We start from the raw sequence: 11,770 nt of genomic DNA, 5'->3' as shown, positions 1-11,770 counted from the left end.
CCCCAGGAGACCGCGATGAGCCACCCCCCGACCGAGATCCCCGCCGGCTACCGGCTCGAGCACGACACGATGGGCGACGTCCTGGGCCCGCCGACGCCCATCCAGATCGCGATGTTCACGGCGGCCACCACGCCGCCGGTGCGCCACCACCGGACGACCGGCACGTAGCCGGAGCCGAACAGCACCGGGGCCGGGCCGCACGAGTAGTGGGTCAGCGACGCGAACAGGCTCGAGATGAAGCCGAGCACCAGGGCGGCGAACACGGGCGGGGCGCCGGCCATGATCGCGGTGGCGAGGAACGCGGCGTACATCGCGGAGATGTGCGCCGTGTTGGACGCGAACAGGTAGTGGCTGACGAAGTACACGAGGGTGAGCAGGACGAACGCCTGCTGCCAGCCCATGTCCCCGACCAGCGCGGACATCTCCCCGCTGAGCCACGGGATGAGGCCGAGCGCGTTGAGCTGGGTCGCCATCATCACCAGCACCGCGAACCAGACCAGCGTGTCCCAGGCCTGGGTCTCGCGCTTGACGTCGTCCCAGGTCAGCACGCCGGTGAGCAGCAGCGCGACCAGGCCGATCAGCGCGGTCGTGGTGGCGGACACGTCGAACAGCGCGTCGCCGAGGGTCCACAGCAGGAGCAGGCCGACGATCGTGCCGGTCATCACCTTCTCCCCGGCGGACAGCGGGCCGAGGTCGCGCAGCGCGGCGCGCGCCCGGTCGGCGGCCTCCGGGGTGCGGCGGACCTCGGGCGGGTCGACCGCGCGGACCACGAGCGGCACCACGACCAGCGCCACCAGCCCCGGCACGATCGCCGCGAGCGCCCAGGTGCCCCAGGAGATGTCGACGCCCTGGTCGCCCGCGAGCTGCGCGGCCAGCGGGTTGCCCGCCATCGCGGTGAGGAACATCGCCGAGGTCACGGCGTTGACGTGGAACGCGGTGCTGGTCAGGTAGGAGCCGATCCGCCCGGACGTCGGCCCCGGCTCGCTGCCGTAGGACGCGGAGATCGACCGGACGATCGGCTGGATGATGCCGCCGGCCCGCGCGGTGTTCGACGGCGTGGCCGGGGCGAGCAGCAGGTCGGTCGCGGCGAGGCCGTACGCCAGGCCCAGGGGGCTGCGCCCCAGGCGCGAGACGAAGAACAGCGCGAGGCGGGCGCCCAGCCCCGTCTTGATCACGCCGCGCGAGATGAAGAACGCGACGACGATCAGCCAGATGGTCGTGTTCGAGAAGCCGGACAGCGCCTCGCCCGGCTCCAGGACGCCGGTGACGATCGTCGCCACCATCCCGACGACGGTGACGGCGCCCATCGGCAGCGGGCGCGCGATGACGCCGACGATCGTGGCGACGAAGATCGCGAACATGTGCCACGCCGGTGCGTCCACCCCGGAGGGCGGCGGCACCCACCACAGCACCGCGCCGACGGCGACCGGGACCGCGAGCCGGGCCAGCGGGACGGGGCGCAGGCGGCCGGGCGGTCCGGACGGGGCGCCGACGGGCGGCGCACCGTCCGCGGGCGGCGCGGCGTCCGGCTCCGGGACGGCGGTGTCCTGGGCCATGCGGGCCTCCGGTGACGAGACGGTCGCCCCGGTGCGGCGGGCCGGGGCCGGACGTGGCACGAGCATGGGTGCGGGCCCGGTCGCCGAGAGCGACAGACCGCCGCGTTCCGGGCGTTGCGGTCGTTCTGTTCGGCACGGCGCCGCGCGCGGTCCCGCTCCCCTCACCCGCGAGCCCCGGACCACTCAGCGCGGGTGGGTGGGTACGGTCCGGCGCGGAGACTGGGCGCATGCCGGCCGCCGACCGTCCCCCCGCCCCGCGCCGCGGCGGGGGCGGCGCCGGGACGGGGTCGCCCGGGCCGCGTCCGCCCGCCGCGCCGGGCGCCGCGCCCGGTGCCGCGGCGCCCGCCGACCTGCGGGTGCTCGTCGCGCACGCGCGTCCGGCGACCGCCCAGGAGCACCGCGCGCTGGTCGACCGGGTGCCCGGCTTCCGGACCGTGGGGCTGGCGGCGGACGGCGACGCCGCGCTCGCCCGGGCCGTCCGCGGCGGGGTCGACCTGCTGCTCCTCGACCTCGCGCTGCCCGGCCGCCCGGGCCTCGACGTCTGCCGCGCCCTGCAGCACGTGCACGGCGCCCCCGACGTGCTCGTGGCCACCGCCGTGCGGGACCGTGCGGCGGTCCGCGCGGCCCTGCGGTTCGGCGCGGTGCACTACCTGGTGACGCCGTTGCGGTTCGCCGCGCTGCGGGAGCGGCTCGACGCGTACGCCGCCTACCGCGCGAACGCCGCCGGCCACCGCGCGCTCGCCGACCAGGGCGAGGTCGACGCGCTGGTCGCGACCCTGCGCCCGCCCTGCCGCGACCCGCTGCCGAAGGGCCTGGCCCGGGAGTCCCTCGACCTGGTGCGCGCGGCGGTGCACGACGCGCGGGACGGCGTCACCGCCGACGAGGCGGCCGCCGCCACCGGGCTGTCCCGGGTCACCGCCCGCCGGTACCTGGAGCACCTGGTGGACCGGGGCGTGTGCCGGCGCGCGCCGCGCTACGGCGGTGGCGGCCGGCCGCCGCTGCGGTACGTCGGCACCTGACGCCCCGGCGTGACAGGTCGCTCGTGACCTGCGAGGGTCGCAGGGAGCCGCTGACGAGGGAGGACGCCGATGGCCCCGCCGTGGGTGCAGCACGCGATGTGGTGGCACGTGTACCCGCTGGGCTTCACCGGCGCCGAGCACGCGGCCCTCGGGCCCGGCGCCCCGGTCGCGCACCGCCTCGCGCACGTCGAGCGCTGGCTGGACTACCTGGTCGACCTCGGGCTCAACGGCCTGGCGCTCGGCCCGGTGTTCGCGTCGAGCACGCACGGCTACGACACCGTCGACCACGACCGGGTCGACCCGCGGCTCGGCGACCGCGCCGACCTGGACCGGCTGATCGCGGCGGCGCACGACCGGGGGGTGCGGGTGCTGCTGGACGGGGTGTTCAACCACGTCGGCGACCAGCACCCGCTGTTCCGCGCGGCGCTGGCGGGCGGACCCGGCTCCCCCGAGGCGGAGCTGTTCCGCATCCGCTGGACCGACGACGGGCCGGACTGGGACTGCTTCGAGGGCCACCGCTCGCTGGTGACCCTGAACCACGACTCGCCGCGGGTCGTGGACCTGGTCACCGGCGTGATGACGCGGTGGCTGGACGCGGGCGCCGACGGCTGGCGGCTCGACGCGGCCTACGCGGTGCCGACCGCGTTCTGGGCGGAGGTCACCACCCGGGTCCGTGCCGCGCACCCGGACGCGTACCTCGTCGGCGAGGTGATCCACGGCGACTACCCGGCGTTCGTCGCGGAGTCGGGGGTCGACGCGGTCACCCAGTACGAGCTGTGGAAGGCCGTCTGGTCCTCGATCGCCGAGCGGAACCTCCACGAGCTGGTGTGGACGCTCGGCCGGCACGACGGCTTCCTCGACCACTTCGTCCCGTACACGTTCGTCGGGAACCACGACGTCACCCGGATCACCAGCCGGGTCGGCGACGCCGCGCTCGCGGGCCACGCGCTCGCGGTGCTGGCGACGGTCGGCGGCACCCCGGCGATCTACTACGGCGACGAGCAGGCGTACCGCGGCGTCAAGGAGGACCGGGCGGGCGGCGACGACGAGGTGCGGCCGCCGTACCCGCCGACCCCGGGCGACCTCGCCGGACCCGACCTCGCGCCGGACGGGTGGGCGACGCACGACCGGCACGCCGCGCTGCTCGGGCTGCGCCGGCGGCACCCGTGGCTGCACACCGCCCGGACCCGGGTGGTCGAGGTGACGAACACCCGGCTGGCGTACGAGGCGCGCGCGTCCGACGGCTCCGGCGCCGCCCTGCTCGTCGCGCTCGACCTGGACGAGACGCCGTGGGGGCTGCCCGTCCCGGCGGGCGCGACCGTGGCGGCGCACGCCGACCCTGCCGTCGTGCCGGGCACGCGGGTCGGCGGCACGTCCGTGGACGTCCCGGGGCCCGGCTGGGTGGTGCTGGAGGTCTGAGGGCCGCTACTTCTTGGCCGCGGCCTTCTTCCGGGGCGCGGCGGCCTTGCGGGCCGCGGGCTTCTTCTTCGGCGCCGAGGCGCGCTTCTCCGCGAGCAGCTCCACCGCCTGCTCGGGGGTGATCGACTCGGGCGTGACGTCCCGCGGCAGGGTCCGGTTGGTCTCCCCGTCGGTCACGTAGGCGCCGAACCGGCCGTCCTTCACCACGATCGGCTTGCCCGACGTCGGGTCGTCGCCGAGCTCGCGCAGCGGCGGCGTCGCGGTCGCCCCGCGGCCGCGCTTGGGCTGCGCGTAGATGGCCAGCGCCTCCTCCAGCGTGGTGGTGAAGATCGCCTCCTCCGACGGCAGCGTGCGGGAGTCCGTGCCCTTCTTCAGGTACGGGCCGTAGCGGCCGTTCTGCGCGGTGATCTCGGCGCCCGTCTCCGGGTCCGTGCCCACGACCCGCGGCAGGCTGAGCAGCTGCAGCGCGTCCTCGAGGGTGATCGTCTGCAGCGACTGCGACTTCAGCAGCGAGCCCGTGCGCGGCTTGGGCGCCGCCGCCAGGGCGCGCTTCTTCGCCGCCGCCGACAGGCCCGGGTCGAGCTCGGGCTCCGGGAGCAGCTCCGTGACGTACGGGCCGTACCGGCCGTTCTTCGCGACGATCGTCGTGCCCGTCGTCGGGTCGGTGCCGAGCACGAGGTCGCCCTCGGGCTGGGTCTCCAGCAGCTCGCGGGCCTTCTCGGCCGTCAGCTCGTCCGGCGCCAGGTCGTCCGGCACCGACGCGCGGCGCGGGTTGCCGTCCGGGCCGGGCTCGCCGCCGGACTCCTCGATGTACGGGCCGTACCGGCCGACGCGCAGCGTGATGCCGTCGCCGATCTCGATCGAGTTGACCTCGCGGGCGTCGATCTCGCCGAGGTTGGCGACCAGCTCGCGCAGGCCGTCGCCATCGGGACCCTCGGCCGCCGCGGAGCCGAAGTAGAACCGGGTCAGCCAGTCGACGCGGTCCTTCTGCCCCGCGGCGATCGCGTCGAGGTCCTCCTCCATCGAGGCGGTGAAGTCGTAGTCGACCAGCCGGTCGAAGTTCTCCTCCAGCAGCCGGGTCACGGCGAACGCGAGCCAGCTGGGCACCAGCGCCTGGCCGCGGCTGGTCACGTAGCCGCGGTCCTGGATGACCGAGATCGTGGCGGCGTAGGTGGACGGGCGGCCGATGCCGCGCTCCTCCAGCGCCTTGACCAGGCTCGCCTCGGTGTACCGCGGCGGCGGGGACGTGCGGTGGCCGTCGGCGGTGAGGTCGGACGCCGTGACCGGGTCCCCCTCGGCCATCTGCGGCAGCCGGGTCTCCTTGGCGCTCTCGGCGGCCTTGCCCTCGGCGTCGGAGGCGTACCGGTCGACGTCGCGCCCCTCCTCGTACGCGGCGAGGAAGCCGCGGAACGTGATGACGGTGCCGGACGCGGCGAACAGCGCGTCGGTCGCCGTGCCGGCCGCCGGGCCGTCGGCCGCGGTGCTGCCCGCGGGCAGCGCGGGGGCGGGGACGGTGGCGGCGATCCGGACCGAGGCGGTCGAGCCGCGCGCGTCGGCCATCTGCGAGGCGACGGTCCGCTTCCAGATCAGCTCGTAGAGCCGGAACTGGTCGCCGGACAGCTCGCGCGCGACCTGCGCCGGGGTGCGGAAGTCGTCGCCCGCGGGCCGGATGGCCTCGTGCGCCTCCTGCGCGCCCTTGCTCTTGGACGCGTACACGCGCGGGGCGTCCGGCAGGTGGTCGGCGCCGTAGAGCTCGGCGGCCTGGCGGCGCGCCGCGTCGACCGCCTGCGCGCTCAGCGTGGGCGAGTCGGTCCGCATGTAGGTGATGTAGCCGTTCTCGTACAGCGTCTGCGCGGTGCGCATCGTCTGCCGGGAGGACATCCGCAGCTTGCGGCTCGCCTCCTGCTGCAGCGTCGAGGTCGTGAACGGCGCGGCCGGTCGGCGGGTGTACGGCTTGGTCTCGAGCGACCGCACCGTGTACCCGGCGCCGTCCAGCGCGGACACCCAGGCCTGCGCGGCGTCCTCGTCCAGGTGCACCGGGCGGGACGCGCCGGAGCCCTTCAGCACGCCGTCGTCGCCGAAGTCGCGGCCGGAGGCCACCCGGCGCTCGCCGAGCTGCACGAGCCGGGCGCCGAACGACGGCTCGCCGGCGTCCGCCACCGCGAACGTCGCGGTCAGGTCCCAGTAGTCCGCGGCCCGGAACGCCATGCGCTCGCGCTCGCGCTCCACGACCAGGCGGGTCGCCACGGACTGCACCCGCCCGGCGGACAGGCCCTGGCGGACCTTGCGCCACAGCACCGGGCTCACCTCGTAGCCGTACAGCCGGTCGAGGATGCGCCGGGTCTCCTGGGCGTCCACCAGGCGGTCGTCGAGCTCGCGGGTGTTCTCGAGCGCGCGGGTGATCGCCTCGCGGGTGATCTCGTGGAACACCATCCGCTTGACCGGCACCTTGGGCTTGAGCTCCTGCAGCAGGTGCCACGCGATGGCCTCGCCCTCGCGGTCCTCGTCGGTCGCGAGGTAGAGCTCGTCGGCGTCCTTCAGCAGCCGCTTGAGCTCCGTCACCTTCTTCTTCTTGTCCGAGTCGACCACGTAGTAGGGCGCGAACCCGTTGTCCACGTCGACCGCGAACTTGCCGAACGGGCCCTTCTTCATCTCCGCGGGCAGCTCGCTGGGCTGCGGCAGGTCACGGATGTGACCGACGCTGGCCTCGACGTCGAAGCCGTCGCCGAGGTACCCGGCGATCGTGCGCGCCTTGGCCGGCGACTCCACGATGACCAGCTTGCGACCTGCGGACATGCGCTCCTGCTTCCTTCGGACTGCGGACCCGGGCTGCCGGGCGTGCGGGGCGGCGACAGCATGACACCGCCGGTGCGGGGGAACTCTACGACGTCGGTCCCACGCGGTCCGCCCCCGAGGTGGCGGACCGGCGCAGCACCAGCAGCGCGCCGGACGACGCGGCGGCGACCGCGACGATGCCCAGCGCCCCGCCACCGTACGACGTCAGGAGCGCCGCCGTGCTGCCGACCGGGTCGTCGGACGACCACGTGCGCCGCAGGGCGACCGCCGCCGCGGCCCCGGCCAGCACCGTCACCGCCGCGAGCAGCCACAGGGCCACGGTGGTCCCCGGACCCCGCCCGGTCCCGGCGCCGCGGCCGACCGTGCGCAGCGCCGCCGTCGGCGGGCGGCGGTCCCCCGCGGTGTCGACCCCGAGCGCGAGCACCGCGCAGGCCAGCGCACCCCACGCCAGCACCACGAGCAGGCCCGCGACCACGTCCGACGGGCGGTGCCACTGGCCGACCAGCGTGCTGACGCCCGTGGCGCCCGCGTAGGCGCCGCCCAGCACCGCCACCCACGGCCGCGTGCGGGGCGGGACCACGAGCAGCACCGCCACCGCGACCGAGGCCGCCGCCGTCGTGTGCCCGCTGGGCAGCGTGTTGAAGTCGGGCCCGTAGCCCAGGTCGGGCCGGTCGAGCACCCAGTACTTGAGCACCCGGGTGGTGACGTTCGCCCCCGCCAGCACGCCCGCCGCCACCAGCGCCAGGCCCCAGCGCCGCCGGGCGAACGCGATCACCGCGCACGCGACGACCGCCGCCGCGATGAACCCGACCGACACGACGTCCAGCACCGGCTCGGCGACCTCCCACAGCCGGTTCTGGCCGATGTGGGCGCCGTCGAGCGACGCCTGGTCGACCGCCTGCCCCTGCGCGGTGCCGACGAACACGCGCCACGTCACGCCCACGCCCACGGCGGCGATCAGCGCGACCAGCAGCGCCGCCGCCACCCGGCGCACCGTCGACGCGGGGGTGCGCCAGCGGGCCGGCGGGGCGACGCGCCCGGCGTCGGCGCCGTCGGGGGCGCGCCACGGGGTCGCCGGGGCGGAGGTCGGGCGGGGCATGGGCACCACGGTAGGCGAGCCGGTCCCCGCGCCGACGGCCGCACGGCCCGCGCACACCAATCCTCCACCAGGTCGGCGGGCGGCGGACGCGGAGCCGCCGGTCACCGCCACGCGACGAGCGGTGCGGCCGGGCGCCCGGCCGCGCCGTCGTCGCCGGGCGCCGCGCCCGGGTCCCCGTCGAGCACGACGGCGTGCGGGCCGGCGCCCGCGAGGTGCGCGCGGGTCTCGTCGTCGGCGTGCACGCACAGCAGGCAGCCGCCGCGGGCCTCCAGCAGCACAGCGGCGTCGTCGACCGCCTCGGCCGCGCGCCGGCTGCGCAGCCGGGCGGAGCGCAGGTCGAGCACGACGACCGACGCGCACGCGGACAGCGCGTCGAGCAGGGCGCGCAGCCGGCCGGCGTCGGCGCGGCCGAACGACCCCGCGGGGCGCACGGTGGCGGTGATCCACGGATCGGGTGCGTCCAGGGCGGTCATGGCGGGCTCCCTCTCGTCCGGCCCCGGGCCGGGGCGACGGGACCACCGCACCGCCGGGGCCTGAGAGCCGCCTGGGCCGGGACGGGCCGCTCCCTGTGCGTCGCGGGATCTTCCCGCGGGCACGGTCCCGGGTGCACGCTGGGGGCACGCGGCCGGCACCGGCGACGACGAGGGAGCCCGTCATGCTCGATCTCAGCGAGTCCTTCAGCGGCTACTCGGTGGCGGACGTGCCCGCCGCCCGGGCGTTCTACGCCGACGTGCTCGGCCTCGACGCCGAGGAGCGGGACGGGATGCTGACCCTGCACCTGGCCGGTCGCGACGTCCTGCTGTACCCGAAGGGCGACGCGCACGTCCCCGCCTCGTTCACCGTGCTGAACTTCCCGGTCGCGGACGTGCCCGCCGCGGTGGCCGAGCTGCGGGGCCGGGGCGTGGTGTTCGAGCGGTACGAGGGCACGCCCACCCAGACCGACGAGGACGGGGTGTTCCGCGGCGGGGGGCCGCTGATCGCGTGGTTCACCGACCCGTCGGGCAACGTGCTCTCGGTGATCGAGCGGGACTGAGGGGACGCCGGGCGGACGCCGGGAGCACGCGCGCGTTCAGGAGTGCACGTGCCGCAGCGAGCGGGACGACGACACCAGGTCCGACAGCCACCGGACGCCCACGTCCGCATCCACGAGCACCGCCTTGACCACGATCGTGATCGGCACGGCCAGGATGGCGCCGAGCGGGCCGAGCACCCACGCCCAGAACACGATGCACACCACCTCGACCGTCATGGACAGGCCCACCGCATCGCTGACGAACTTGGTGGGCAGGACCGACGTCACCAGGAAGTTGAGCACCAGGTAGGCGACGACCACGACGACCATCGCCCGGCCTCCGTGCAGGCCGAGGGCCAGCAGCGCGGGCGGCGCCATGCCGATCCAGAAGCCCAGGTACGGGACGAAGTTGCACACGGCGGCGAGCACCCCCCAGAGCGGCGCCGCGGGGATGCCCATGGCCGCGAGCAGCACGGTGTCCAGGGCGCCGACGACCACCGCGAACACGCTGGTCACGAGGAGGAACCGCCGGGTGCCACGCACAGCCGAGCCGAGCTCGGCGTACACCCTCGGGCGCGCGACCGCGAGACCTCGTCCCCGCAGCGCCCACTGGGTCGACTCGACGCCGAGGAACGCCAGGACCGTCAGCAGCAGCACGAGGGCGGCTGCGGTCGGCACCAGAGGTGGCAGGAGACGCCCGAGCCAGGCCAGCACGCCCGCGACGTCGAGCCCCTCCCGCAGCTCGGCCGCCGAGGGGACCTCCATCCCGAGCTCTCCGAGCGACCCGGCCAGGTCCGTGAGCGACGCCCGGAGCTGGGGCAGGTACTCGGGCAGCATCTCCACGGCTCGCCACAGCGCGTACGCCACGACGGCGAGCAGCGAGCCGAGCAGCCCGTACCCCGCCACGACGACCCCACCGACGGCGACGGGACCGGGGGCGCCCAGCGCGCGGAGCCACCGGTGCACCGGGTGCACGACGACGATCACGAGGGCGGCGAGCACGAGCGGCCCGACCAGCCACGCGAGCTCGCGCACGACGAGGACGCCGATCCCCGCCGCGACGAGGGCCACGAGGCCCGCGGGCCCGCCGGGGGCCCGCTCGACGCTCTCCGCCGAGGCACGCCCGCTCACGCACCGCCTCGTCGCGGCTCGCGTGGCACGCCCGCAGGTGGGACCCCGCCGCGACCGTCGGTGGCGTCCCTCCTCACACGGATCCCGTCTGCGCGGGTGCGGACGCCGCCCGCGGGATCTCCCCCGGCCGGTACCGCGGCAGCCGGCTCGCCGGGACGACGGCCGTCGCGCTGACGCCGGCGAGGACCAGCAGGCCGAGCCGGAGCGCCGTCAGGCGGGCCTCCTCGTTGAGGGCGACCGCTGCCTCGACCTGGGCCTCGCTCGCGTCGGTGCGCTCCAGGACCGAGCGCAGGTCGTCGTTGGCGACGAAGTTGACCGAGTCGAGATCCACCTGCGCGGCGAGTTCGTCAGGGAGCTCGACGTGCTCGGCGACCGCACGCGCCACCGTGAGCGAGAGCACGGTGACGAGCAGCGCCCCGGCGACGGCCGTCCCCACCGCCGAGGCCAGGTTCTGGCTCGTCCCGCGGATCGACCCGACGTCGCCGGCCAGCTCCTTGGGCGCGGCGGTCACCAGGACGTTGAAGACCAGCGTCACGAGCGCGCCCTGCCCCACGCCGAAGACGACGAGGCCGAGGACGGTCGGGAGCGTCTCCCAGTTGTTCGTGACCACGAACGACAGCCACACGAGCGCCACGGTCGCCAGCCCGAACCCGAACACCCCGATGACCCGCGGCGGGTAACGGCGGTAGAAGCGCACCACCAGGGTCGCGGTCACGAACACGGTGAGGTTGAACGGCATCATCGCGAGCGTGGTGTCGAACGGGGTGCGCCCCTGCACGATCTGGATGTACAGCGGGATGGTGAAGTTCAGGGCAGCCTCGAGCGCGACGACGATGAACATCGCGTAGACGGCGGCCCGCTCGCTCGGCCGCGCCAGCACGCTCAGCTGGACCAGCGGGACCTGCCCGGCCGCCGTCCGTCGTCGGGTCCACCAGAAGAACACCTGGCCGAGCACGAGACCGGCGAGCACGAGCACCGGCGCCGGGGACATGCCGCCCAGGCTGAACGGCGCGCTCCGCGACGCCGTGAGCAGACCCCACGCGTTGAGGTTGTTGAACCCGAGAGTCAGGAGCACCACGGCCGCGCCGATCGTCACGGCTCCCACCACGTCGATGCGCACCGCGCGGTCCCCGTCGGTCGACCGCAACGTGAAGCTCAACGCGAAGACGACCACCGCCAGCACCAGCACGATGCCGAAGACGGGCCGCCAGCCGACGAGCGTGCCCAGGGCGCCTCCCACGAAGAAGGCGGAGACCCCCGAGATCGCCCGCGCCGACCCGAGCGAGCCCACGGCTGTCGCCTGCTGCGTGCCGCGGTAGTTCTCCGCGATCAGCGCGACGAGCGACGGGACGATGATCGCCGCCGAGGCGCCCGCGAGCGCCTGGCCCGCGATGGCCCAGCCGACCGCCGGCGAGACGATCATCAGGAGCGCCGACCCGGCGAACGCCCCCACGGCGACCCGGAAGAGGCGCACCCACCCGGCGCGCTGCCCGAGCTTGGCCCCCGTCATGACCAGGGCGGCGACGACGAGGCCGTACACGACGATCGTGGAGCTGGCGACGGTCGGAGCGACGCCGAAGTCGTCGACCATGCCGCCGAGGGAGACCGGCAGGGCCGCGACGTTGAAGGACATCAGCACCTGCGCCAGGAACAGGCCGGCCATCGGCAGCCACGACCGGCGCTCCTCCGTGGCCGGGGCGGCACTGCTGCCGGTGGCGTCAAGGACAGCCATGATGCG

At 75.5% G+C, this 11,770-nt stretch carries 9 protein-coding genes; 3 read left to right on the top strand and 6 right to left on the bottom strand.

The genetic code is table 11. The annotated features are described in order from the left end of the window. Window positions 1–47: 47 nt before the first annotated feature. Window positions 48–1,556 (bottom strand): anion permease, encoded by a 1,509-nt coding sequence (locus MHY85_RS09310; protein WP_239195779.1) that lies wholly within the window; start codon window positions 1,554–1,556, stop codon window positions 48–50. 227 nt (window positions 1,557–1,783) lie between these two features. On the opposite strand from MHY85_RS09310, the gene MHY85_RS09305 reads away from it, so the two are divergent. Together MHY85_RS09305 and MHY85_RS09300 are read left to right on the top strand one after the other, a co-directional pair. Next, window positions 1,784–2,575 carry a response regulator gene (locus tag MHY85_RS09305; RefSeq protein ID WP_239195778.1) on the top strand — a complete coding sequence of 264 codons (792 nt, stop codon included), beginning with the start codon at window positions 1,784–1,786 and terminating at the stop codon, window positions 2,573–2,575. A 69-nt stretch (window positions 2,576–2,644) separates the two neighbouring features. Then, the gene (locus MHY85_RS09300) at window positions 2,645–3,994 is read left to right on the top strand and encodes an alpha-amylase family protein (protein WP_239195777.1); all 1,350 of its coding nucleotides are present in this window, start codon (window positions 2,645–2,647) and stop codon (window positions 3,992–3,994) included. 6 nt (window positions 3,995–4,000) lie between these two features. Here MHY85_RS09300 and topA read toward each other — a convergent pair whose 3' ends face one another. The 3 genes from topA to MHY85_RS09285 form a co-directional block, all read right to left on the bottom strand. Then, a complete protein-coding gene (gene topA, locus MHY85_RS09295) occupies window positions 4,001–6,790 on the bottom strand; it encodes a type I DNA topoisomerase (RefSeq protein WP_239195775.1) in 2,790 nt (929 codons plus the stop codon). An 85-nt stretch (window positions 6,791–6,875) separates the two neighbouring features. Beyond that, window positions 6,876–7,889: a phosphatase PAP2 family protein gene (locus MHY85_RS09290; RefSeq protein ID WP_239195773.1), complete on the bottom strand. Its 1,014-nt coding sequence runs from the start codon at window positions 7,887–7,889 to the stop codon at window positions 6,876–6,878. Between the two features lie 101 nt (window positions 7,890–7,990). After that, window positions 7,991–8,362 carry a hypothetical protein gene (locus tag MHY85_RS09285; RefSeq protein WP_239195771.1) on the bottom strand — a complete coding sequence of 124 codons (372 nt, stop codon included), beginning with the start codon at window positions 8,360–8,362 and terminating at the stop codon, window positions 7,991–7,993. A 182-nt stretch (window positions 8,363–8,544) separates the two neighbouring features. Here MHY85_RS09285 and MHY85_RS09280 point away from each other — a divergent pair, with 182 nt between their 5' ends. Further along, the gene (locus MHY85_RS09280) at window positions 8,545–8,922 is read left to right on the top strand and encodes a VOC family protein (RefSeq protein WP_239195769.1); all 378 of its coding nucleotides are present in this window, start codon (window positions 8,545–8,547) and stop codon (window positions 8,920–8,922) included. 36 nt (window positions 8,923–8,958) lie between these two features. Here MHY85_RS09280 and MHY85_RS09275 read toward each other — a convergent pair whose 3' ends face one another. Together MHY85_RS09275 and MHY85_RS09270 are read right to left on the bottom strand one after the other, a co-directional pair. Continuing rightward, the gene (locus MHY85_RS09275; RefSeq protein ID WP_239195767.1) at window positions 8,959–10,032 is read right to left on the bottom strand and encodes an AI-2E family transporter; all 1,074 of its coding nucleotides are present in this window, start codon (window positions 10,030–10,032) and stop codon (window positions 8,959–8,961) included. Window positions 10,033–10,105: 73 nt separating this feature from the next. Continuing rightward, on the bottom strand, window positions 10,106–11,764 hold the full coding sequence (locus MHY85_RS09270; protein WP_239195766.1) for an MFS transporter: 1,659 nt from the start codon (window positions 11,762–11,764) through the stop codon (window positions 10,106–10,108). Window positions 11,765–11,770 lie beyond the last annotated feature (6 nt).

Source organism: Cellulomonas sp. ACRRI, assembly GCF_022346185.1.
Lineage (GTDB): Bacteria > Actinomycetota > Actinomycetes > Actinomycetales > Cellulomonadaceae > Cellulomonas.
This window is presented reverse-complemented; position numbering and strand designations above follow the sequence as displayed.

Coding starts and splice junctions, on each gene's coding strand:
- MHY85_RS09310 (WP_239195779.1), bottom strand. CDS start 1,556: ATGGCCCAGGACACCGCCGTCCCGGAGCCGGACGCCGCGCCGCCCGCG.
- MHY85_RS09300 (WP_239195777.1), top strand. CDS start 2,645: ATGGCCCCGCCGTGGGTGCAGCACGCGATGTGGTGGCACGTGTACCCG.
- MHY85_RS09270 (WP_239195766.1), bottom strand. CDS start 11,764: ATGGCTGTCCTTGACGCCACCGGCAGCAGTGCCGCCCCGGCCACGGAG.
- MHY85_RS09305 (WP_239195778.1), top strand. CDS start 1,784: ATGCCGGCCGCCGACCGTCCCCCCGCCCCGCGCCGCGGCGGGGGCGGC.
- MHY85_RS09285 (WP_239195771.1), bottom strand. CDS start 8,362: ATGACCGCCCTGGACGCACCCGATCCGTGGATCACCGCCACCGTGCGC.
- MHY85_RS09280 (WP_239195769.1), top strand. CDS start 8,545: ATGCTCGATCTCAGCGAGTCCTTCAGCGGCTACTCGGTGGCGGACGTG.
- topA (WP_239195775.1), bottom strand. CDS start 6,790: ATGTCCGCAGGTCGCAAGCTGGTCATCGTGGAGTCGCCGGCCAAGGCG.
- MHY85_RS09290 (WP_239195773.1), bottom strand. CDS start 7,889: ATGCCCCGCCCGACCTCCGCCCCGGCGACCCCGTGGCGCGCCCCCGAC.